Raw genomic sequence first — 21,245 nt, forward strand, 5'->3', positions numbered from 1 at the left:
GCATTTTGATGTTTTTACGGCGGTCGTCGCAGGCTCCATGCGCAGTTTAGCGCGACAACCCACCATGCAAATTCGGCTGATCCAAGCTCGCGAACCCATAATGCCGCAGCCAGCGCAGGTCTGAATCAAAGAACGCCCGCAAATCCGGGATGCCGTATTTCAGCATCGCGATCCGGTCGATCCCCATGCCAAAGGCGAAGCCCTGCCATTTGTCGGGGTCGATCCCGCCCGCGGCCAGCACCTTGGGGTGCACCATGCCGGAGCCCAGCACCTCCATCCAGCCGTCGCCCTCGCCGATGCGCAGTTGGCCGTCGACCCAGGAACACTGGATGTCGACCTCGGCCGAAGGCTCGGTGAACGGAAAGTGCGAGGCGCGGAAGCGGGTCTTAATGCCGTCGATTTCGAAGAAGGCCGAGAAGAACTCCTCAAGCGTCCACTTGAGGTTCGCCATGGAGATGTCCTTGTCGATCGCCAGCCCCTCGACCTGATGGAACATCGGCGTGTGGGTCTGGTCGTAGTCGGCACGGTAGACGCCGCCGGGGCAGATGATGCGCAAAGGCGCGCCTTCGGCCTCCATGGTGCGGATCTGCACGGGGGAGGTATGGGTGCGCAGCACATGAGGCGCGCGCTCGTCCCCCTCAGCCCGGTGCATATAGAAGGTGTCCATCTCGGCCCGCGCGGGATGATGGCCGGGGATGTTCAGTGCATCGAAGTTGTACCAATCGGTGTCGATGCGCGGGCCTTCGGCGACGGAAAAGCCCATCTCGGCAAAGATCGCGGTCAGTTCTTCGATCACTTGGCTGACCGGATGGATGCTCCCTTGACGCTGGTGCCGCACGGGCAGGGTCACGTCGAGCCATTCGCTGCGCAGGCGCTCGTCCAGCGCGGCATCGGCAAGGCCGGCCTTCTTGGCGGCGAGGGCCGAGTTGATCTCATCCTTCAGCGCGTTCAGCGCGGGGCCAGCGACCTGCCGCTCTTCGGGGGTCATCTTGCCAAGCTCGCGCATTTTCAGCGCCACTTCGCCCTTTTTGCCCACGGCGGCCAGCCGGATGTCTTCCAGCGCGGATTCGTCGCCAGCATTGGCGATTTGGCTCAGGTACTTTTGCTTCAGATCGTCCATGACAGGCCCTTGGAATAATACCCCGTCCTGCTAGCCCTCTCGCCCCTCGAATGCAAGCCGTAGGGGTTGTGGCGCCATGGGGGAACCACCACCTCCGCAAAGCGTTAGGCCGCATCCCCTCGGCGCGCCCCGCTTCAGCGGCGCGCCCAACCTCCCCCGAAAGGAGAGACCTATGAAAATCCTGATGGTTCTGACATCGCATGACGAATTGGGCGACACCGGCAACAAGACCGGTTTCTGGCTCGAAGAATTCGCCGCCCCCTATTACGTTTTCAAGGACGCGGGCGCGGATGTGACCCTCGCCTCGCCCAAGGGCGGGCAGCCGCCGCTCGACCCCAACAGTGACAGCGAAGACGCGCAGACCGATGCCACCCGCCGCTTCAAAGACGACGCCGCCGCGCAGCAGGCGCTGGCCTCGACCAAAGTGCTGGGCGATGTGGACGCCGATGGTTTCGATGCGATCTTCTACCCCGGCGGCCACGGCCCGCTGTGGGATCTGGCCAATGATGCCGACAGCAAGCGCCTGATCGAAACCTTCTGGGCCTCCGACCGCCCCGTGGGGGCCGTCTGCCACGCGCCCGCCGTGTTCAAGGACACCCAAGCCGACGGCAAGCCGCTGGTTTCCGGCAAGCGCGTCACCGGTTTTACCAATACCGAGGAAGAGGGCGTTGGCCTGACCGATGTGGTGCCTTTCTTGGTCGAAGACATGCTGAAGGAAAACGGCGGCGACTACAGCAAGGGCGACGATTGGGCGTCCTATGTGCTGGTCGACGGCAAGCTGGTCACCGGCCAGAACCCCGCCTCTTCCGAGGAAGCGGCGAAAGAGATGCTGGCGCTTTTGAAGTGACGGCAGGAGGGGGCGCAAAGCGTGCCCCCTCTCCCCTATGGGAGGAACCGCCACAGGCCGCGCCGTGTTTTGCTCGTGAAAGGAGCCTCCGACATGGCAGATTATGACCGCAGCACCGGCGCCCCATGGAGCGCCGAAGACCTCGAACAGCTTCGCATCCTTGCGGCAGAGGGCACGGCGACCAGCGTGATCGCGGTGCAACTGAACCGCAGCGAAGAGGCGATTGCGCATCGCGCAGCACAGGATGGAATCAACCTGACCGCCGCCAGCCACAATCCCTATGACCCCGACACCCTAGACCGATAGCAGGGCGCGCCCGTTTTTTTTGTGCTTTGCAATCAACCGCTTTTGCACGGGGCCCGCTGGGATCTGATGCGCGGGGGTGCCGAAGCCGTCATCCTCAACCAAAGCGGGGAAGAGCGTCGCAAACTCCTCGCGCTGCGCCTGACCGAGGGTTTTCACCGTTTCGGTATTCAGCAAAAAGCTCTCGCTCGGCGCGCCCTCGGCATAAACGATCTGATGCTTTTCAAAGACCAAGTGGAAATACTCCACCTGTGAGACGCCCTCATCCACATGCACCCCCGGCAGTTCGGTCAACCGGATCGCGGCGACGAGCACGGCCATCGCGCCGCAGATCCGCTTGACGATGCCTGAACGCGCGACCATGCGATGCTGTCTTGAGACCATGAGGTCACGCTTCGGCAGCCCCGCGCCCAAGGCTCCGGCACTGATCCGAATGGGGTATAGCTTGGGGTTCTTCGCCAACTCCCCCGCCCCGACCGAACGGCGCAGCGCCCCGACGAGTTCCTGATAGCCGTGGCCTTGGGTCAGCACGCGCACGCCGGGGGCCAAAGCCTCGACCGGAAGATCGCCTGCCTCGGTGGTGATCAGCGTGCCGCGCGCGAAACAGGCCACGCCGGTCGAGACCAGATCGCCCGCCTCGCGCATCGTGTCGATGTCGGACTTCCATGCCAAATTTCCCAATAACCCGCCCTCGGGCAGGTCTGAGAAATCGACGGTCATGGTGGTGAAAAGATCCCCCGCAGCCGGGCTGCCCGCCAGATTGACGATGCCGGAATAGGTCACCTCAAGATCACCGGCCAAATCCCGCGAACCGGACTCCACACGGAAGGGAAACCCCTCAAGCGAGGTGGGGGTCGAGCCGCCGTTTGGATCGTCGTCCGCCGTGGTGGTGGTGTCGAAAACGGAACTGGCGGGCTGAAGGTCGATCTCCATCGTGGCGAGCGGTTTGGTCGTCTCCAGATGGTGCCAGTCATAGCCAAAGGACATCTGCGTATCCTCGCCCACCGCCGCGCCATTCGTATAGGGATCCGTCGCATGCCACGTCAGCGTCTCGACCGAGCCATCGGCATAGGTCAGCGTGATCCGCGCGCCCTCCAGATCGACGCCGCGCGAACTGGTATCATCGCGAATACCATAGACCGTCTCATGGGGGTCTTCGTCCAACCTATTGATTACAATTCCGGGCATAAACCTCCCCACCTTTTACAAATAACTTGCCGACAAACAGCGCCAATTGCTGCGGCACCGGTGCAGATAGGCTGCACAGTGACCTGTCGTTGAGGCAGATTGTCCATGGGGGTGAGGAGCAGGCAAGGCCGTGGCAAGGGATTATCGGGGCAAGATTGTGGCAAGGCCCGCACGCCGGCCCGAAACGCAGATCCCCCAAACGCAAAAAGCCCCACCATCCGGCAGGGCTTTCGCAAATTCAAAGCAATCTTGGCTTAGGCCGCCAGCGCGTCCTGCGCTTGCTTGACGATCGCACCGAAGGCTTCGGGCTCGTGCACGGCCAGATCGGCCAGAACCTTGCGGTCCACTTCGATGCCCGCCAGCGTCAGACCGTTGATGAAGCGGCTGTATGTCAGCGCCTCGTCGTGGCTGCGCACGGCGGCGTTGATCCGCTGGATCCACAGGGCGCGGAAGTTGCGCTTGCGGTTCTTGCGGTCACGCGTTGCATATTGGTTGGCCTTGTCGACCGCCTGCGTGGCGACCTTGAAGACGTTCTTGCGCCGACCATAGTAGCCTTTTGCGGCTTTGATGATCTTCTTGTGACGCGCGTGGGTGACTGTACCACCTTTAACTCGGGACATCTCGGCTCTCCTTAATCAGCGGGCGTAGGGCATGAAGCCCTTGACGATCTTTGCATCGGCTTCCGACAGGGTTGTCGTGCCGCGTGCGTTACGGATGAACTTGTTGGTCCGCTTGATCATGCCGTGCTGTTTGCCGGCTTGGCTGGCGATGACCTTGCCGGTCGCCGAGACCTTGAAGCGCTTCTTGGCGCTCGATTTCGTCTTCATCTTGGGCATTTCCGTCTCCGTCTTTTGAGTTCGGTATAAACACGACTCGGCATGCCACTTGAGGCCGGTCGTGCAGGCTAAGATGCGCCGTATAGGCGCGCTCGGTCAGGGATGCAAGAGGTTTCGCACGACCCCTCAGGGCAAGAAGTCCGCCGCGACCGAGACGAAGACCTCCGGCAGGTTCTCAAAGGAATAGCGCCCCGGGTTTTCGCGCAGCGCAAAGACGATCAACCCGCCCGCGATCAAGATCGTGATGGCCGAGGCGCGCGGCGACCGACGGTCGGTCACCGCAGACAGGATCGAGGGGATCGACAGCACCGTCAGAACGATGCCCACCACCATTGCCAAGTCAGAGTCCACGCAACATCCCCCTATCTGGGGAAAGGCTACTCTGGATCGGAGGCGTAAATCAAACGTTCGTCACAGGGCGCGACGCGCAGAATATTGGTGCTGCCCGGCACGTTGAAGGGCACACCGGCGGTGACGACGATATGATCCTCCGGCCCGGCATACCCCTCTGACAAGGCGGCCCGCGCGGCGCTCAGCACCGCCAGTTTAAACCGGTCATGCCCATCGGTGATGATGCAATTCGTGCCCCAGCTCAGCGCCAGACGGCGCGCGGTGTTGACCAGCGGCGACAGGGCGATGATCGGCACGCGGGGCCGCTCGCGGGCGGTCAGTAGGGCGGTGGTGCCCGATTGAGTAAAGCAGCAAATCGCCTTGATGTCCGTCGTCTCGGCAATCTCACGCGCGGCGGCGACGATGCCATCGGCCACGGTGGTGCGATCCGCCGTGCGCGAGGATTCGATGATCTGCGTATAGGTCGCATCGGCTTCGACCTCTTGGGCCACGTTGTCCATCGTCGCCACGGCCTGTAGCGGGTAATCCCCGGCGGCGGATTCGGCGCTCAGCATCACGGCGTCGGCGCCTTCGTAAATCGCGGTGGCCACGTCCGAAACTTCGGCGCGGGTCGGCATCGGGCTTTCGATCATCGATTCGAGCATCTGTGTCGCCACGATCACCGGCTTGGCCGCCGCGCGGCATTTGCGCACCAGACGTTTCTGGATCGGCGGCACATTCTGCACCGGCAGCTCCACGCCCAGATCGCCCCGCGCCACCATGATGCCGTCGCTGACATCCAAGATCGCTTCGAACCGCTCCACCGCCGCAGGCTTCTCGATCTTCGACAGCACCGCCGCCCGGCCTCTGACCAGATCGCGCGCCTCGGTCACATCCTCGGGCCGCTGGACAAAGCTGAGGGCGAGCCAGTCGACCCCCAATTCACAGACGAACTCCAGATCGGCGCGGTCTTTCTCGGAAAGCGCGGCCAGCGGCAGCAGCACGTCAGGCACGTTCACGCCCTTGCGGTTTGAGATGACACCGCCCGTCACCACTTCGCAATCGGCGAAATCCGGGCCGCAGTCGCGCACCTTGAGGCGGATCTTGCCGTCATTGACCAACAGGCTCGCGCCCGGCTCAAGCGCCGCGAAAATCTCAGGATGGGGCAGGCAGACGCGGGTCGCATCACCCGGCGTTTCATCAAGATCGAGCCGGAAAGACGCACCTTCTTCCAAGGTTGGCCCATCGCCCTCGAACACACCAACGCGCAGCTTCGGCCCCTGAAGGTCGGCCAGAATGCCGATCGCGCCGCCGGTCTCTTTCTCGATATCGCGGATGATCCGGTGTTTTTCCCGGATCTCTTCGTGGCTTCCGTGGCTCATGTTCAGGCGGAAAACATCCGCCCCGGCGTTGTGCAATGCCGCGATCACCTCTCGGGTTTCGGAGGCTGGCCCAAGGGTGGCCACGATCTTTACATTGCGCAAACGTCTCATATCTGTTCCTTCGTGTCCTATGTCCCCAGAGCGAATGTTAACGATAACATCGCCTGTCCGGTGGCCTAGCGCCCCCATGAGTGCCTGTCAAAGGTTTCATCAGAATGACGGTCCATCGCGGTCCCGTCCAGTGATATGAGAAGGAAGCTGTCATGCCCAGCCAACAAGAGATCGAACTGCAAGCCGCCGCCTTTCGCCGGTTGCAGAAACACCTGATGGAAGATCGGACGGATGTGCAGAACATCGACATGATGAACCTCGCCGGTTTTTGCCGCAACTGCCTGTCGCGCTGGTATCAAGAGGCCGCTAACGAACGCGGGATCGAGATGGGCAAGGACGAGGCGCGCGAGTTGTTCTACGGGATGACGATGGACGAATGGAAAGCCAACTATCAGACCGATGCGAACGACAGCCAGAAAGAGGCGTTCAAAACGGCCTTTGAAGAGAATGTCGGAAAGGGTTGAGCAACCCGCTTGGATGAACCCACAAAGCGGGCGCGCATCCCTGTGCGCCCGCCTTTGCCTCGGCCAAGCGCGCTCAAAGCCTTCGCTAGAACTGATAGAGCACAAGCCAATCCGCCTTGAGCGCAGGACGCGCGGCGCCTTCAATCTCTACCGTTGCGGCAAAGCGGGTCATCAGGGCACCGCGCCCGCGCCTCTGCGCCTCGGCCAACGTGAACCTTCCCCGAATCCGCTTGCCGGAATGCACAGGTGCGATGAAGCGCACGCTGTCGAACCCGTAGTTGATCGACGCCTTCGTGCCCGCCACCACCGGCAGCGCGCCGTAAGCCATGCCCGACATCATCGACAGGGTGAGCATCCCATGGGCCACGGTGCCGCCGAAATCCGTCTTGGCCGCGCGGAGCGGGTCGACATGGATGAACTGGTGGTCCTCGGTCACATCGGCAAAGGCGTCGATCCGCGCCTGATCCATCATGAACCACGGCGAGACGCCCAACTCACGGCCCACGGCGGCCTCCATCTCTGCCCGGTCAATCTCTTTGCGCATCGCGGCCTCCTCTTTGCGCCAGTCTAGCCGCGCGGGCGCTCGCTGCGAAAGCCCTTGCGCCCGGCGGGACATCTCTCATGCTGGGGCCAAGCAGAGCGGAGCCGCCATGAACACCCCCATCCTTGCCCTTATCACCGTCGCCATCGCCGGGGCCGCCGTGGCCCTGCAAACCCCGATCAATGCTGCCTTGGGCCGCAACATTGGCAGCGGCGTCGCTGCGGCGGCGGTGTCCTTTGGCGTCGGCTTTGCGATCCTGTTGGGGGTCTTGCTGCTGCGCGGCGAGTTGAGCGCCCTGCCCCGCGCGACCTCGGCCTCACCCGTCTTGCTGCTGGGCGGGGTGCTGGGGGCCTTCTACGTCTGGTCGGTGCTTTGGGCGATCCCGACGCTGGGGGCGTTGACGGTGATCTCGGCGCTGATCCTCGGCCAGTTGAGCGCTGCGCTGGTGATCGATGCCACGGGGCTCTTGGGGCTGTCGGTGCAGGCCATCACCCCCACCCGCATCGCCGCCGCCGCGCTGGTGGCGGCGGGGCTGGTTTTATCGCGGTTCTGAAACTCAGATCGCGGTTTTGCGCATCTCTTCGAGATAGATTTCACGCAAACGGGGCGCAAGCTTGCCCGGCGTGCCGCTGCCGATCTTGGCCCCGTCGATCTCAACCACCGGCGTCACGAAAGCGCTGGCCGAGGTGACAAAAGCCTCATCCGCCTGCTGCGCCTCTTCGATGGTGAAGTTTCGCTCTTCCACCTGCATCTGCGCTTCGCGGGCCAGTTCCAGCACCGCCTTGCGGGTGATGCCATGCAGAATGTCGTTCGAGGTCTCGCGCGTCACGATCTTACCGTCCTTGACGATATAAGCGTTGTTCGACGTGCCTTCGGTCACGAAACCGTCTTCGACCATCCACGCGTCTTCGACACCGGCTTTCTTGGCCATCATCTTGCCCATCGACGGGTAGAGCAGCTGCACCGTTTTGATATCGCGGCGGCCCCAGCGGATGTCTTCGATGCTGATCACGCGGATGCCGTCACGGGCGGCGGGGTTGTCGGCCAGACCCGGTTTCGACTGGGTGAACAACACCAGCGAGGGCGCGGTGGTGTCGGGATCGGGGAAGGCGAAATCGCGGTCGCCATCCGACCCGCGCGTCACCTGAAGGTAAATCAGCCCGTCTTTGATGTCGTTCAGCCGCACCAACTCGCGGTGAATTTCCAGCAGTTCTTCGGTCGTCGCAGGCGCGCGCATGTCAAGTTCGTTCATCGAGCGGGTCAGACGCTCGGCATGGCCGTCAAAGGCGATGAGCTTGCCATCCAGCACGCTCGTCACCTCATAGACCCCATCGGCCATCAGAAAGCCCCGGTCAAAGATCGAGACCTTGGCCTGATCCTCGGGCAGGTATTCGCCGTTTACATAGACAGTTCGCATGGTCACCCCCAGAGCGCTGCGGCGGGGGGATGCACGCCCGCGCCGTCGAATTTCAAAGCATTGTCGCGGTCTTCGGCCAGAAGCAGCGGGCCGTCAAGGTCCACCACCTTCGCGCCTTGGGCGACCAACGTTGCGGGCGCCATCGCGAGCGACGAGCCAACCATGCAACCTACCATGACCTCGAACCCCTCGGCCCGCGCCGCATCGCGCAGCGCAAGCGCCTCGGTCAGCCCACCGGTCTTGTCGAGTTTGATGTTCACCACATCATATTTGCCCTTGAGGCCCGGCAGGCTAGCGCGGTCGTGGCAGCTTTCATCCGCGCAGACCGGCACAGGGCGATCCATTCCCAAAAGCGCGTCGTCTTCGCCAGCGGGCAGAGGTTGCTCGACCAGCGCCACACCCAGACGGACCAGATGCGGGGCGAGGTCGGCATAGACCTCAGCCGACCAGCCCTCATTGGCGTCGATGATGATGGTGGCATCGGGCGCCCCGGCGCGCACCGCTTCGAGCCGCGGCATGTCGTCGGGGGTGCCAAGTTTGATCTTCAACAGCGGCCGCTGCGCATGTTTCGCCGCCTGCGCGCGCATTGCCTCGGGTTCGTCCAGCGAGAGGGTATAGGCTGTGATCTCCGGCCCCGGGGCGGTCAGCCCGGCCAGTTCCCACACCCGCTTGCCTGCGCGTTTGGCTTCCAGATCCCACAGTGCGCAGTCGACCGCGTTGCGCGCGGCCCCGGCAGGCAGAAGATCATAGAGCGCTTGCCGGGTGATATCGCCCGGCAGGCCGTTGATCTCAGCCGTGACCGATTCGAGGGTCTCGTCGTAGCGGGCGTAAGGCACACACTCGCCCCAGCCGGTCACGCCGCCCTCCGTCACGCGGACGGTCAGCACCTTGGCTTCGGTCCGCGAGCCGCGGCTGATGGTAAAGACCTGCGCCAGTTTGAAGGTATCTGCGGTAACATCGATCTGCATGGTCACAGCGCCGCCAGCGCATCGGCCAGTCGCGCTGCCCCTTGGCGGAAGGGATCGACCGCAGGCAGGCCAAGACGCTCTTCAACCTCGGCCAGATAGGCATCCGCCTCGGCCTCGGACATATGGTAGGTGTTGACCGAGATACCGACGACCTTGCAGTCGGGGTTCGGCACCTGCGCCAGCGTCAGCGCCATGTCGCGCACCGCTTCGAGGCTGGGCAGGCTGTATTCCGGCAGGCCGCGCATATGGGTCCGGGTCGGCTCATGGCACAGGATCAGCGCATCGGGCTGGCCGCCGTGGATCAGCGCCATAGTCACCCCGGAATAAGAGACGTGGAACAGGCTGCCCTGCCCTTCGATGATGTCCCAATGGTCATCGTCATTGGCGGGGGTGAGATATTCCACCGATCCCGCCATGAAATCGGCGATCACGGCATCCAGCGGCACGCCTTCGCCGGTGATCAGGATGCCGGTCTGGCCGGTGGCGCGGAAGGTGCTTTTCATGCCCTTTTCGCGCATCGCCTCGTCCAGCGCGAGGGCGGTGTACATTTTCCCGACCGAACAATCGGTGCCCACGGCCAGAACCCGCTTGCCGCTGCGCTTCTTGCCGTCGGCAATGGGGTATTCGACGCTGGGCACGCGCACGTCATGCAATGTGGTGCCGTTCGCCTCGGCAGCCGCCACCAGATCGGCTTCGTTGCGTAGCAGGTTGTGCAGGCCCGAGGCGATGTCGAAGCCCATGTTCAGCGCCTCAATCAGCACCTCTTTCCATGCCGCGCTGATTTTACCGCCACGGTTGGCGACACCGATGACCAATGTCTCGGCCCCTGCCTCGCGCGCTTCGGCCAGCGTCATGTCTTGCAGACCGAGATCGGCCTTGCAGCCCTCCATGCGGAACTGGCCGACCGCATTGTCGGGCCGCCAATCCTTGATGCCTTGAGCGACCTTGGCGGACAGAGAGTCAGGTGCGTCGCCCAGAAAGAGCAGATAGGGGGTTTTGATCATGGCAAGCCTCCGGCATTGAATTTGTCCGCATATTGCGCGCGAGAATACGCAAGTGCGTGGCGTTGTCGACGCATCTGCATGCAAATGCGCAGCAATTCTCGCAAATTACCGTTGGCTGCGCAAAATTCGTGCGCAGCTTGGTTTTGCAGGCAAACCCTTCGAAATGCTGCGCCTGCGAAAACCTTCTTGCGATTGGGGGCGCAATTTCATACCAGAATGAAGACGCTTGATGAAACAAAATTACCCATAGGTGCCCCATGAGCTTCCGCATTCAGCCTGCCGCCCCTGCCCGCCCGAACCGCTGCCAATTGTTCGGCCCCGGCTCCCGCCCGGCAATCTTTGAAAAGATGGCAGCGTCGAATGCCGATGTGATCAACCTCGACCTCGAAGACAGCGTGGCACCTTCGGACAAGGACAGCGCGCGCGCCAATATCATCAAGGCGATTTCCGAGATCGACTGGGGCAACAAGACGCTTTCGGTGCGGATCAACGGGCTGGACACACCCTATTGGTATCGTGACGTGGTGGAACTGCTGGAGCAGGCCGGGCCGCGGCTTGATCAGATTATGATCCCCAAGGTGGGCTGCGCGGCGGATGTCTATGCCGTCGACGCGCTGGTGACGGCGGTTGAGACCGCCAAGGGCCGCGAGAAGAAAATTAGCTTTGAGGTCATTATTGAATCCGCCGCCGGTATCGCCCATGTGGAAGAGATCGCCGCCTCTTCTCCGCGTTTGCAGGCCATGTCGCTTGGGGCCGCCGACTTCGCCGCCTCCATGGGCATGCAGACCACCGGCATCGGCGGCACGCAAGAAAACTACTATATGCAGCGCGGCGAGCAGAAGCATTGGTCGGACCCGTGGCACTGGGCGCAGGCCGCCATCGTCGCCGCCTGCCGCACGCATGGTGTGCTGCCCGTCGACGGGCCTTTCGGCGATTTCTCGGACGACGAGGGTTTCCGCGCACAGGCGCGCCGCTCGGCCACCTTGGGCATGGTCGGCAAATGGGCGATCCACCCCAAGCAGGTGGCGCTGAGCAACGAGGTGTTCACCCCGTCGGAAGAGGCTGTGGCCGAGGCGCGCGAAATCCTCGCGGCGATGGAAGAGGCCAAGGTCAAGGGCGAAGGGGCCACCGTCTATAAGGGGCGGTTGGTGGATATCGCCAGCATCAAACAGGCGGAGGTGATCGTACGCCAGTCCGAGATGATCTCCGGGGGCTGAGCGCTTTTGGCAAGCCGCCGGGGGCCCTGCCCCCGGCCCCCCGAGGGTATTTGAAAAAGGATGAAGAGGGAGGGGCGTGGGCTCGCCTGCCTTGCAAACCCGCGTTGCAAACCGGCGCGCGGCGCTCCATATACACAGGCAACAAGCCGGAGCATGCAATGACCCAATATCTGGATTTCGAAAAACCACTGGCCGAGATCGAAGGCAAGGCGGAAGAGCTGCGGGCGTTGGCCCGGTCCAATGAAGAGATGGACATCACCGATGAGGCCCGCGCGCTGGATAAGAAAGCCGCCGGGATGCTCGAAGACCTTTATGGCTCTTTGACGCCTTGGCGGAAATGTCAGGTGGCGCGCCATCCGGAGCGGCCCCATTGCAAGGATTATATCGAGGCGCTTTTCACCGAATTCACGCCTTTGGCGGGGGATCGGAACTTTGCCGATGATCTGGCTGTCATGGGCGGGTTGGCGCGGTTCAACGATACGCCGGTGGTGGTGATTGGCCATGAGAAGGGCAATGACACCAAGAGCCGGATTGAGCGTAATTTCGGCATGGCGCGGCCTGAGGGCTATCGCAAGGCGGTGCGGTTGATGGAACTGGCCGACAAGTTCAACCTGCCGGTGGTCACCATCGTCGACACGCCCGGCGCCTATCCCGGCAAGGGTGCCGAAGAGCGCGGCCAGTCCGAGGCGATTGCCCGTTCGACGGAGAAATGTCTGCAGATCGGCGTGCCTTTGGTCAGCGTGATCGTAGGCGAAGGCGGCTCTGGCGGGGCGGTGGCATTCGCCACGGCGAACCGCGTCGCTATGCTGGAGCATTCGGTTTATTCCGTGATTACGCCCGAAGGCTGTGCGTCGATCCTGTGGAAAGACAGCGAGAAGATGCGCGAAGCCGCCGAGCAAATGCGTTTGACGGCGGAAGAGCTCAAGACGCTTGGTGTGATCGATCGGATCATTCCCGAGCCGATGGGCGGGGCGCACCGCCATGCCGAGGAATCGATCAAGGCCGTGGGCAAGTCGATTGAAGCGATGCTCAAGGAGCTTGACGGCAAGGACGGCAAGACGCTGGTTCAGGAACGCCGGACCAAGTTCCTTGAGATGGGGCGCAAGGGGCTGGCGGCCTAAGCCAGCCGCCGCCGAAAACGCGGATCAGGCGTGATTTGATCGAAACCGGCGGCGCGGTAGAAGCCCTGCGCACGTCGGTTTTTTGTATCCGTGCCTACGGTGACATAGCTGCATCCTTGGCTCTGGGCGTGGTCCAGCGCCGCTTCGACCAGCGCGCGGCCAATGCCGCGACCGCGGGCCGTGTCGCAGACGAAGAGGTGGTGCAGGTCCATCCCTCTTGCGCCGAATTGCAACTGCATCCGCGGGCAGAGCGCGGCATAGCCATGCAGGCCGGTTGCGCCTTCGGCCACCAGAAGGGTGACCCACGGGTTGGGGCCGAAGCAGTCACGTTCCAGCGCGGCGCGCGTCACGGTGGCAGTGTCGCCGTGGTAGGCGGCCAGCGCGTGGGCCAGATCGAGCACCATCGGCAGGTCGGATTTCACGGCGGGTCGAATGGGGGGCATGTCGTCTCTTTCTGTGATCACCACAGGGAGACAAGCAGAGCCGCGCTGTGGCGGCTTGTGGATATGGGAATGGGTGCCGCGCCGATCAGGAACGGGGGTAATAGACAGATGTGAAGATGGTCTTTTCCATATGCCTTTGATGCGCCGCTGCTGCCCGGCTGTCAAGCCATGGGCGGGATCAGCTGGCCAGCATGCGCAGACCTTGTGTCACATCCGAACGCACTGCCAGCCGCAGCCCCGGCTCATCGCCGGCGCGCAGGGCGGCGATGATCAGACGGTGGAAATGCGGCGGCTCGGTCCGGCGCAGGCGGCCATAGAGCGCGCGCATGGTGGGGCCCAGTTGCAGCCAGACCGTCTCTGCCATGGCGAGCATGGCGGGCGCTTGGGCGCGCAGATAAAGTGTGCGGTGGAATTCGAGATTGGTGCGGATGTAGCTGACGGCATCGCGGTGGGCCACGGCCTCGGCAATATTGGTGTTGATCGTCTGCATCCGCTCGATCAGCGCCATATGGGCGCGTGGCAGGGCGCGTGAGGCAAGCTCGACCTCCAAGAGCGCGCGGAGAGCGGCCAGCTCCTCGATCCGCTCGTTGCTGAGTTCGGGGGTGGAGATGCGCCCGGAAGTCGACATGGTCAGCGCCCCCTCTGCCGCCAGCCGCCGCACCGCTTCGCGCGCCGGGGTCATCGAGACCTCATATTCCTTGCCGATGCCGCGCAGGGTGAGGGCGTGGCCGGGCGGCAGATCACCATGCATGATCCGCGCGCGCAGGCGGCGGTAGACACGATCATGGGCCAGTGGTGTGGCCTCAACAGGGCGTGGGGTCAGGTTCATGATGCGGTTGTGATCACAAAGCGGCCACCCGTCAAGCGCGGCATTTTGCAGCCAAGACGCGATCACCCGTTGTCGCGGGCCTTGCGGCGATTTATCGGAGGTCAAACTGCCTTAAGGAGACGCGCCGTGACCAAACGAAACTTCATCCGTCATGTGGTCTTTTTCTCGGCCAAGGACCCCAAGGACATTCCGACGATCGTGGCGGGGCTTTGGAAACTGGCCGACATTCCGCATTCGACGACTTTCGAGATCTGCGAGAACACCCGTGTTGATGCGCTGTCGGGGGATGTGGATGTGGTCGTCTATGCCGAATTCCCGGATGCCGAGGCGCTGGCCGCCTATAAGGCGCATCCGATCTACCAGGAATCCATCGATATCGTGCGGCCTCTGCGCGATATGCGCGTGCCTGCGGACTTTTAAGGCGCGCCATGGCTGGCCCGCGCGTTCTTTTCGACACTGGCCCGCTGGGGCACGGCACGGCCTTTACCGCGCCGCGGCGGATCATCAGTGCCGATACCCCGGCTGAGGTGCCTGCGGCCTTTGCAGCACTTGAAGCGGCGCAGGAAAGCGGCGCCTGGTTGGCGGGCTATGCGAGTTATGAGTTGGGCTATCTCGGCTCGCACAAGCTGCGTGCGTTGATGCCTGCGGCGCGCGGGCTGCCCCTGCTGCGTTTTGGCGTCTTTGATGCGCCCGAGGCCTATGGTTTTGCCGAAGATGCGGGTGATGCCAGCCTGTCGGCGCTCACGCCGGATTGGGATTTTGCACAGTATCAGGCCGCCTTTGCTGAAGTGCAGGATTTCATCAGCGCGGGGGACATCTATCAGGCCAATCTGACCTTTGGGATGGAGGGGCGATATACCGGGACGCCAGCGGCGCTTTATGCCCGGCTGCGCCAGCGGCAAAGCGTGGCACATGGGGCTTTCGTCGATCTTGGCGGGCCTGTGCTGTTGTCGCGCTCGCCGGAGTTGTTCTTTGCGCTCACCGCCGAGGGACAGCTCACCGCCCGTCCGATGAAGGGCACGGCGCGGCGCGGGCGGGATGCTGCGGAGGACGCGAAGCTGTGCGCCAACCTTGCGGCTTCGGAAAAGAACATGGCCGAGAACCTGATGATCGTGGACCTTTTGCGCAACGACATCAGCCGGATCGCCGAGGTGGGCAGTGTCGAGGTGCCGAAACTGTTCGAGATCGAGACCTATGAGACCCTGCACCAGATGACCTCGCGCATCACGGCGCAGGTCTTGCCGGGAAAGCGGTTGACCGACCTTTTTCACGCGCTTTTTCCCTGCGGCTCGATCACCGGCGCCCCCAAGATCCGCGCGATGCAGATCCTGCGCGCCTTGGAGCCGGCCCCGCGCGATGCCTATTGCGGCGCGGTGGGGTGGATCGCCCCCACGGGTGCGATGCAGTTCAATGTGGCGATCCGCACGGCGACCTGTCACCCAGAGGGGCGGCTGCGGCTGAACGTGGGCGGCGGCGTGGTGCATGACAGCACGGCCGAGGATGAATATGCCGAAGCGCTGCTGAAGGCGCGTTTCGCAACGCTGGCCTAGAATCGATAGCGGTGCAGCCCGCCGCCATGGTCGCGCAGCCATTGGCGCGGCGCCTGATAATCGCCGTAGATCCGCGTGACCTCGGCCCAGAAGGCGGGGGAGTGGTTCATCTGTGCCAGATGCGCGACCTCATGGGCGGCGACATAGTCCAGCACCTCGGGCGGGGTCATGATCAGCCGCCAAGAGAACATCAGCGCCCCGTCGCTTGAACAAGACCCCCAGCGGGAGCGCGTATCGCGCAGGGTGATGCGGGCATAGGGTTTGCCCAGTAGCGCGGCGTAATCATCGCAGGCCCCAGCGAGGCGGTCCCGCGCCACCTCGCGCAGGTGTGCGGCCAGACGTTTGCCCAGGCTTTCCTCCGGGCCGGGCACGAGGATCTCTTCGGGGCCAATCCGCACACCGCTCCCCTGCCCGCCGCGGACGCGCAGCAGCTTGCCGCCCACCGGAAGCTCTGCCCCCGGGGCCACGATCACATCCTCGCCCCGCGCGGCGAGGTGTTGGCGAATCCAGTCTTGCTTGCTTTCGGCAAAGGCCAGCGCCTCACGCTCCGCCAGCCGTTTCGGCATCGTCAGGGTCACCCGCCCGTCCAGTTGCGAGATGCGCAGTGAGATGCGCCGCGCGCGCGCCGAACGGCGCAGGATCAGCGGAATCGGCGGGTTGCCGGGCAGCACAGGGTCTTTCATTACCGGAGCAACGTCCCTAGATAGAGGCCAAAGCCTTTGACAGTGCCCCCCTCATATGGCACTTGGCCGGAATCATCTACACGCAACAGCAATATTATAAAGGGGTGTTTCATGCCCAACGAAGAATGGGGAACCAAGCGCCTGTGCCCCACTACGGGCAAGCGCTTCTATGACCTCAACAAGAATCCGATCATCAGCCCCTACACGGGCGAAGAGGTCGAGGTCGACAATTCCAAGTCGCGCATGATCGCGGCGGATGCCGAGGATGCGGTCACAGCCAAAGCCAAGAAGGGCGACAAGGCCGACGACGAATCGCTGGTCGATGACGATGACGCGGTCGATGTGGATCTGGACGACGACATCCTCGACGATGACGACGATGATGACGATACAGTACCGCTCGACGACCTTGCCGATGTGGCGTCGGACGACGAAGATTAATTAATCGGCGGCGGGGTCAATTTTCCGCTTGATCCCGCCTCCGCCAGCGCCTAGACAGCGCCACAGAACGACCCGGATCACACGATCACGATCCACGATGGGGCCTTAGCTCAGCTGGGAGAGCGCCTGCATGGCATGCAGGAGGTCAGCGGTTCGATCCCGCTAGGCTCCACCAAGCCTTTTGCAAAGCAAAAGGCGGCGCGCGGCAGTCGCTTCGAAGAGGCGATGAGAGCGCAGTCCCACCCATAAAAATCAGACGATTGTAGCGCGTAGCCCCATATGATTCGTCGCGATCAAGCCCCGAGAGCCATCGCCTACGGTTTGCCCCGAACCGGAATGGCAACTTCAACCGATTAAAAAATCGCCCGCCGGATCAGGTTCAACCCTGCCACCATCAAGACCACCAGAGTCATCTTGCGAAACAGCACTGGATCGACGCGGTCCATCACCTTGCTGCCCAGCCAAACGCCCAGCATCACCGGCAGGATCAGCAGCGCCGAGAACGGCCATGTCTGTGCGTTCAACACGCCCGATCCGATATGCGCGGCGAGGAGCGCCACCGCCCCCAGCCCATAGATCACCCCTTGGATCCGCATCTGATCATGTTTCGCGGTCCCGAGCGCGGTGAGATAGGCCACCGTGGGCGGCCCCCAGATGCCGGAAATCCCCCCGACGGCCCCGGCAAACCCGCCCACCAGTGCCTCGACCTTCGTCGACCGCTGGGCCAGATGAAACTGATGTTTCGACAGTTGCAGCAGCGCAAACAGCACCACCGGCACGCCGATCATCAGCAGCATCACCGTTGCCGGCACCAGCCGCACCATCTGGGCGGAAAGCACCAGCATCACGCCGCCGCAGAGCAGGAACACCCAAAACAGCTTGATCGACCGCAGCGCGGCCTGCGGCCCCTGCCGCAGGGCTTGGAAAGCGTTGGCCAGCACCGTGGGCAGAATCAGCCCCGCCAAGGCCAGATCGGGCGCCATGAAGGTCGTGAGGCCGGAAATCAGCACCAGCGGCAGGGCGAAGCCCACCACGCCTTTGACGAAGCCACCGCACAGGCCGATTGCAAGTGCAGCATAAAATTCGAACGGGGTGAGAAAGGGGAAAATACTGTTCATACCGTTACATAGCACCCTCCTCCGGGGCCGCACGTCAAAAATGCTCGCGCAAGATTAGAACAAAATGCCGCGACGAAACGTATCTTTGTTGTGCTGCGACTGCGAAAGGTCTATGCCTGTCCTAAGCAAGAAAGGACAGCCCATGGCACATGACGGTCAGGACATGACGATGCATCGCGTAATTCTCGACGATCTGATCGGGCAGACCGGCGCGGCACTGCCGCCGCTCGACCAGTTGCTCGAAACCGCCACCGCCGCCGTGCGTTCGCAGGTTAGCGAGGGCGACCGCGTGTCGGCCAAGCTGATCGAGGCCAACCAGACCGCCGCCCACGGGCTTGCTTGGCTCGCCACCTATGTTCAAGCCTTGCGGCAGATGCAGCTTTGGGCCGAACGCCTGCAAGGCGAAGGCCGCTTTGGCGAGGTTGAGCAACTGCTGCACCAGATCGCCTTTGGCGAATACCTTTGCCAGATCAGCGGCGGCATCCAGATGAATCAAGGCGAAATGCTGCGCCTGCAAGATCTGGGGTTGAGCGCCGAGGATGAGGCCGCGCTCGACAATCCTGCGATCACCGGCCTGACCCGCGCGGGCAACACCCAAGCCGCGCGCAGCCGTCTGGTGGAACTGATGCAGGAGCGCAGCGCCGATGTGACCTTTGGCGTCAGCGGACTGGACGAAGAGCTTGAGATGATCCGCGACCAGTTCCGCCGCTACGCGGTGGAAAAGGTCGAGCCGCACGCCCATGACTGGCACCTCAAGGACGAACTGATCCCGATGGAGGTGATCGAGGAGCTGGCCGAGATGGGCGTTTTCGGCCTGACCATCCCCGAAGAATACGGCGGGCTGGGCCTGACCAAAGCGTCGATGTGCGTGGTCAGCGAAGAGCTGTCGCGCGGCTACATCGGGGTCGGCTCGCTCGGCACCCGCTCGGAAATTGCCGCCGAACTGATTCTCTGCGGCGGCACCGAGGCGCAGAAAGAGAAATGGTTGCCCCGCATCGCCAGCGCCGAGACCCTGCCCACGGCGGTCTTTACCGAGCCGAACACCGGCTCCGACCTCGGCAGCCTGCGCACCCGTGCGGTCAAGGACGGGGAGGATTACAAGGTGACCGGCAACAAGACATGGATCACCCATGCTGCGCGCACCCATGTGATGACCCTGCTGGCGCGCACTGATCCCGAAACCAGCGATCACCGCGGGTTGTCGATGTTCCTCGCCGAGAAAACGCCCGGCGATGATGCCAACCCCTTCCCCACCCCCGGCATGACTGGCGGTGAGATCGAGGTGCTGGGCTACCGTGGGATGAAGGAATATGAGCTTGGCTTCGACGGTTTCGAGGTGAAGGGCGAGAACCTCCTCGGCGGCGAAGAGGGGCGCGGCTTTAAACAGCTGATGGAGACCTTCGAGAGCGCCCGCATCCAGACCGCCGCCCGCGCCATTGGCGTGGCGCAATCGGCGCTGGATATCTCGATGCAATACGCCCAAGACCGCAAGCAGTTCGGCAAATCGCTGATCAACTTCCCCCGCGTCTCAGGCAAGTTGGCGATGATGGCGGTGGAGCTGATGGTGGCCCGGCAGCTGACCTATTACAGCGCCTTCGAGAAGGACGCCGGCCGGCGCTGCGACGTAGAGGCGGGCATGGCAAAACTGCTCGGCGCCCGTGTCGCTTGGGCGGCAGCCGACAACGGTTTGCAGATCCACGGCGGCAACGGCTTCGCGCTGGAGTATAAGATCAGCCGCGTGCTTTGCGATGCGCGGATTCTCAACATCTTCGAAGGGGCTGCCGAGATTCAGGCGCAGGTTATCGCCCGCCGCCTTCTGGGGTGATCCACCGGGGTTGCAAGCGCTGCCGATGTCAGAGACATAGGCGGCGCTTCAACCCAAAGGACAGCCCATGCGCAGCTTTCTGATCCTCGCCGCCCTCAGCGCCCTGCCGCAATGCCAAGGCGATGAAACCGTCCGAGCCTATGGCGCGGGCGACAAGACCTGGCATCTGGTGGAGTTGGACGGCGAGCCCTTCGATGCTCGCGCGACCCTAACCTTCCCAGAGACCGGCAAGATCGCCGGACAGGCCCCCTGCAACGCCTATAGCGCCGCGATGACGGTGCCCTACCCGTGGTTCGACACGGGCCATATCGCCGTCACCCGCCGCGCCTGCCCCGACCTTGCGGGCGAGACGGCGTTTCTGGACGCGCTGACCGAGGTGACCATCTCGGACGTGCTGGGCGACACGATGATCCTGTCGGATGACAGCGGCGAACGTCTGGTTTTCAAAGCCGCCGACTAAAGGCATCGACAAAGCGTGCACGGGCTTCCGGCAGAGGTTTGCCGCCCAAGTCCCGCGCCAGATGCACGGTCAGGAAATGCCCCGTCGTCCGCAGCCCCTGCGCCACCTCAGCATCGCTGCCCGCGCCGCCGCGCAGCACGGGCGGCAGGGGCAAGAGCCGATCCGCCCACTCCCCCGCCCCCTTGGCCGAGACTGCGCGCCCAGTCTTGGGGGAGACATAGATCAGCCCCTCGGTCGCCCCCGTCACCGCGCAGGCATCGAGGTCGAGCGCATAGCCCATTTCCTCCAAAAGGCGCAGCTCCCACTTGAGATAGGCCAGCGGCCAGACATCGCCTTGCCCCAACATATCCAGCAGCGCCTCGGTGCGCCGGTAAAGCGCCGGATGCGGCTCGCGCTCAGGGAGGCAGAAGGCCAGAAGCGCGGTGACCGCATTCAGCCCAGCCAGCGCCAGACGGTCCTGCATGGCCACGGCGGCGCGGCTGCGCAGCGGCTCGACGGTGAAAGCGCCGATATGGTCTTCAAGCCGCGCGCGCCATGCCACGTCAAGCTGCGCACCGGGCTGCAGGCTGGGCGCGATCTTGCGGCTGGTGCCGCCGCGAACGATGCCGGCGTGGCGGCCTTGGGCGGGGGTGAAGACCTCAATGATGGCGGAGGTCTCGCCATGTCGCCGCGCGCTCAACAGGATGCCCTGATCGCGCCATTCCATCAGGCCAACCCCGGCTCGTCTAGAAGGTGCCGGCCGGCGCGGTCCTCGACCTCGATCACCCAGAGGTCCGGATCGAAGCCGCGCTGGCGCGAGACGGTGGCATCGACCTCCCCCTCGTCGCCCGCGGCCAGTTCGACCCACTTACGCGCGCCGCTCATCAGATCGAAGGAACGCTGGAACAGCACCGCGCGGCCATCGAGCGTCGCCAGCTTCACCAGCACCGCGCCGCCGGTGTCATCGCCATGGGCCACGACGAAGGCGGGGATGTCCTGCAACCTGAGCCGCGCGAGATAGGCGTCGACCCAGAAACGCGCGGTCAGGCGGGCCATGGCAGACCTTTG

27 protein-coding genes and 1 tRNA gene are annotated in these 21,245 nt (G+C 63.4%); 12 read left to right on the forward strand and 16 right to left on the reverse strand.

Annotation, left to right across the window (positions count from 1 at the left end):
• Positions 1 to 46: 46 nt before the first annotated feature.
• Positions 47 to 1,120: a phenylalanine--tRNA ligase subunit alpha gene (pheS, locus tag ACGYLD_RS04765; RefSeq protein ID WP_394401438.1), complete on the reverse strand. Its 1,074-nt coding sequence runs from the start codon at positions 1,118 to 1,120 to the stop codon at positions 47 to 49.
• A 172-nt stretch (positions 1,121 to 1,292) separates the two neighbouring features.
• On the opposite strand from pheS, the gene ACGYLD_RS04770 reads away from it, so the two are divergent.
• Both ACGYLD_RS04770 and ACGYLD_RS04775 read left to right on the forward strand, forming a co-directional pair.
• Positions 1,293 to 1,967 carry a type 1 glutamine amidotransferase domain-containing protein gene (locus ACGYLD_RS04770; RefSeq protein WP_209216575.1) on the forward strand — a complete coding sequence of 225 codons (675 nt, stop codon included), beginning with the start codon at positions 1,293 to 1,295 and terminating at the stop codon, positions 1,965 to 1,967.
• 93 nt (positions 1,968 to 2,060) lie between these two features.
• Complete coding sequence (locus tag ACGYLD_RS04775) at positions 2,061 to 2,273, forward strand: hypothetical protein (RefSeq protein WP_394401442.1); 213 nt, start codon at positions 2,061 to 2,063, stop codon at positions 2,271 to 2,273.
• On the opposite strand, the gene ACGYLD_RS04780 is transcribed toward ACGYLD_RS04775, so the two are convergent.
• The 5 genes from ACGYLD_RS04780 to pyk all read right to left on the reverse strand — a co-directional run bounded on the left by ACGYLD_RS04780 (position 2,262) and on the right by pyk (position 6,117).
• Positions 2,262 to 3,458, reverse strand: coding sequence for a Hint domain-containing protein (locus ACGYLD_RS04780; RefSeq protein WP_271692461.1), 1,197 nt, complete (start codon positions 3,456 to 3,458; stop codon positions 2,262 to 2,264). The two genes, ACGYLD_RS04775 and ACGYLD_RS04780, sit on opposite strands and share 12 nt — an antisense overlap.
• Before the next feature lie 254 nt (positions 3,459 to 3,712).
• A complete protein-coding gene (rplT, locus tag ACGYLD_RS04785) occupies positions 3,713 to 4,078 on the reverse strand; it encodes a 50S ribosomal protein L20 (protein WP_067264504.1) in 366 nt (121 codons plus the stop codon).
• A gap of 15 nt (positions 4,079 to 4,093) precedes the next feature.
• Positions 4,094 to 4,294, reverse strand: a complete 201-nt coding sequence (gene rpmI, locus ACGYLD_RS04790) for a 50S ribosomal protein L35 (protein ID WP_067264506.1) — start codon at positions 4,292 to 4,294, stop codon at positions 4,094 to 4,096.
• A gap of 126 nt (positions 4,295 to 4,420) precedes the next feature.
• On the reverse strand, positions 4,421 to 4,645 hold the full coding sequence (locus tag ACGYLD_RS04795) for a hypothetical protein (RefSeq protein WP_394401445.1): 225 nt from the start codon (positions 4,643 to 4,645) through the stop codon (positions 4,421 to 4,423).
• A gap of 26 nt (positions 4,646 to 4,671) precedes the next feature.
• A complete protein-coding gene (gene pyk / locus ACGYLD_RS04800; protein ID WP_271692464.1) occupies positions 4,672 to 6,117 on the reverse strand; it encodes a pyruvate kinase in 1,446 nt (481 codons plus the stop codon).
• A gap of 152 nt (positions 6,118 to 6,269) precedes the next feature.
• Between pyk and ACGYLD_RS04805 the strand changes: the two genes are divergently transcribed.
• Positions 6,270 to 6,581 (forward strand): DUF1244 domain-containing protein, encoded by a 312-nt coding sequence (locus ACGYLD_RS04805; protein ID WP_067264526.1) that lies wholly within the window; start codon positions 6,270 to 6,272, stop codon positions 6,579 to 6,581.
• An 85-nt stretch (positions 6,582 to 6,666) separates the two neighbouring features.
• On the opposite strand, the gene ACGYLD_RS04810 is transcribed toward ACGYLD_RS04805, so the two are convergent.
• Positions 6,667 to 7,125, reverse strand: a complete 459-nt coding sequence (locus ACGYLD_RS04810) for a MaoC family dehydratase (protein WP_394401448.1) — start codon at positions 7,123 to 7,125, stop codon at positions 6,667 to 6,669.
• Between the two features lie 106 nt (positions 7,126 to 7,231).
• On the opposite strand from ACGYLD_RS04810, the gene ACGYLD_RS04815 reads away from it, so the two are divergent.
• Positions 7,232 to 7,675, forward strand: coding sequence for a DMT family transporter (locus ACGYLD_RS04815; protein WP_067264528.1), 444 nt, complete (start codon positions 7,232 to 7,234; stop codon positions 7,673 to 7,675).
• 3 nt (positions 7,676 to 7,678) lie between these two features.
• Here the strand turns inward: ACGYLD_RS04815 and ACGYLD_RS04820 are convergent, their stop codons facing one another.
• The 3 genes from ACGYLD_RS04820 to dgcN are packed head-to-tail and all read right to left on the reverse strand — an operon-like array spanning position 7,679 to position 10,511.
• The gene (locus tag ACGYLD_RS04820) at positions 7,679 to 8,539 is read right to left on the reverse strand and encodes a D-amino-acid transaminase (RefSeq protein WP_394401451.1); all 861 of its coding nucleotides are present in this window, start codon (positions 8,537 to 8,539) and stop codon (positions 7,679 to 7,681) included.
• Between the two features lie 2 nt (positions 8,540 to 8,541).
• On the reverse strand, positions 8,542 to 9,507 hold the full coding sequence (gene dgcA / locus ACGYLD_RS04825; RefSeq protein WP_394401454.1) for an N-acetyl-D-Glu racemase DgcA: 966 nt from the start codon (positions 9,505 to 9,507) through the stop codon (positions 8,542 to 8,544).
• Between the two features lie 2 nt (positions 9,508 to 9,509).
• Complete coding sequence (gene dgcN, locus ACGYLD_RS04830) at positions 9,510 to 10,511, reverse strand: N-acetyltransferase DgcN (protein WP_067264538.1); 1,002 nt, start codon at positions 10,509 to 10,511, stop codon at positions 9,510 to 9,512.
• 257 nt (positions 10,512 to 10,768) lie between these two features.
• Between dgcN and ACGYLD_RS04835 the strand changes: the two genes are divergently transcribed.
• Together ACGYLD_RS04835 and ACGYLD_RS04840 are read left to right on the forward strand one after the other, a co-directional pair.
• Complete coding sequence (locus tag ACGYLD_RS04835) at positions 10,769 to 11,728, forward strand: L-malyl-CoA/beta-methylmalyl-CoA lyase (RefSeq protein WP_271692473.1); 960 nt, start codon at positions 10,769 to 10,771, stop codon at positions 11,726 to 11,728.
• 158 nt (positions 11,729 to 11,886) lie between these two features.
• Complete coding sequence (locus ACGYLD_RS04840) at positions 11,887 to 12,849, forward strand: acetyl-CoA carboxylase carboxyltransferase subunit alpha (RefSeq protein WP_271692475.1); 963 nt, start codon at positions 11,887 to 11,889, stop codon at positions 12,847 to 12,849.
• Here ACGYLD_RS04840 and ACGYLD_RS04845 read toward each other — a convergent pair.
• On the reverse strand, positions 12,846 to 13,292 hold the full coding sequence (locus ACGYLD_RS04845) for a GNAT family N-acetyltransferase (protein ID WP_271692476.1): 447 nt from the start codon (positions 13,290 to 13,292) through the stop codon (positions 12,846 to 12,848). The genes ACGYLD_RS04840 and ACGYLD_RS04845 overlap by 4 nt on opposite strands.
• A 178-nt stretch (positions 13,293 to 13,470) precedes the next feature.
• Positions 13,471 to 14,121 carry a GntR family transcriptional regulator gene (locus tag ACGYLD_RS04850; protein ID WP_067264652.1) on the reverse strand — a complete coding sequence of 217 codons (651 nt, stop codon included), beginning with the start codon at positions 14,119 to 14,121 and terminating at the stop codon, positions 13,471 to 13,473.
• 126 nt (positions 14,122 to 14,247) lie between these two features.
• Between ACGYLD_RS04850 and ACGYLD_RS04855 the strand changes: the two genes are divergently transcribed.
• A complete protein-coding gene (locus ACGYLD_RS04855; protein WP_007118141.1) occupies positions 14,248 to 14,541 on the forward strand; it encodes a Dabb family protein in 294 nt (97 codons plus the stop codon).
• Between the two features lie 8 nt (positions 14,542 to 14,549).
• The gene (locus ACGYLD_RS04860) at positions 14,550 to 15,671 is read left to right on the forward strand and encodes an aminodeoxychorismate synthase component I (RefSeq protein WP_271692478.1); all 1,122 of its coding nucleotides are present in this window, start codon (positions 14,550 to 14,552) and stop codon (positions 15,669 to 15,671) included.
• On the opposite strand, the gene ACGYLD_RS04865 is transcribed toward ACGYLD_RS04860, so the two are convergent.
• On the reverse strand, positions 15,668 to 16,354 hold the full coding sequence (locus tag ACGYLD_RS04865; protein ID WP_271692480.1) for a M48 family metallopeptidase: 687 nt from the start codon (positions 16,352 to 16,354) through the stop codon (positions 15,668 to 15,670). The two genes, ACGYLD_RS04860 and ACGYLD_RS04865, sit on opposite strands and share 4 nt — an antisense overlap.
• A 111-nt stretch (positions 16,355 to 16,465) precedes the next feature.
• Between ACGYLD_RS04865 and ACGYLD_RS04870 the strand changes: the two genes are divergently transcribed.
• The gene (locus ACGYLD_RS04870) at positions 16,466 to 16,795 is read left to right on the forward strand and encodes a TIGR02300 family protein (RefSeq protein WP_269342735.1); all 330 of its coding nucleotides are present in this window, start codon (positions 16,466 to 16,468) and stop codon (positions 16,793 to 16,795) included.
• 99 nt (positions 16,796 to 16,894) lie between these two features.
• Positions 16,895 to 16,970, forward strand: a tRNA-Ala gene (locus ACGYLD_RS04875).
• Between the two features lie 178 nt (positions 16,971 to 17,148).
• Here ACGYLD_RS04875 and ACGYLD_RS04880 read toward each other — a convergent pair.
• Positions 17,149 to 17,913, reverse strand: a complete 765-nt coding sequence (locus ACGYLD_RS04880) for a sulfite exporter TauE/SafE family protein (protein WP_271692481.1) — start codon at positions 17,911 to 17,913, stop codon at positions 17,149 to 17,151.
• 142 nt (positions 17,914 to 18,055) lie between these two features.
• Here ACGYLD_RS04880 and ACGYLD_RS04885 point away from each other — a divergent pair, with 142 nt between their 5' ends.
• On the forward strand, positions 18,056 to 19,738 hold the full coding sequence (locus tag ACGYLD_RS04885) for an acyl-CoA dehydrogenase family protein (protein WP_394401461.1): 1,683 nt from the start codon (positions 18,056 to 18,058) through the stop codon (positions 19,736 to 19,738).
• Between the two features lie 67 nt (positions 19,739 to 19,805).
• The gene (locus ACGYLD_RS04890; RefSeq protein ID WP_271692483.1) at positions 19,806 to 20,198 is read left to right on the forward strand and encodes an META domain-containing protein; all 393 of its coding nucleotides are present in this window, start codon (positions 19,806 to 19,808) and stop codon (positions 20,196 to 20,198) included.
• Here the strand turns inward: ACGYLD_RS04890 and recO are convergent.
• Both recO and ACGYLD_RS04900 read right to left on the reverse strand, forming a co-directional pair.
• Positions 20,182 to 20,904: a DNA repair protein RecO gene (gene recO, locus ACGYLD_RS04895; RefSeq protein WP_271692484.1), complete on the reverse strand. Its 723-nt coding sequence runs from the start codon at positions 20,902 to 20,904 to the stop codon at positions 20,182 to 20,184. The genes ACGYLD_RS04890 and recO overlap by 17 nt on opposite strands.
• Complete coding sequence (locus ACGYLD_RS04900) at positions 20,904 to 21,233, reverse strand: DUF1491 family protein (RefSeq protein WP_271692485.1); 330 nt, start codon at positions 21,231 to 21,233, stop codon at positions 20,904 to 20,906. Before ACGYLD_RS04900 ends, recO begins: the two co-directional genes overlap by 1 nt.
• Positions 21,234 to 21,245 lie beyond the last annotated feature (12 nt).

The organism is Sulfitobacter sp. 1A12056, assembly GCF_043558125.1.
GTDB lineage: Bacteria > Pseudomonadota > Alphaproteobacteria > Rhodobacterales > Rhodobacteraceae > Sulfitobacter > Sulfitobacter faviae.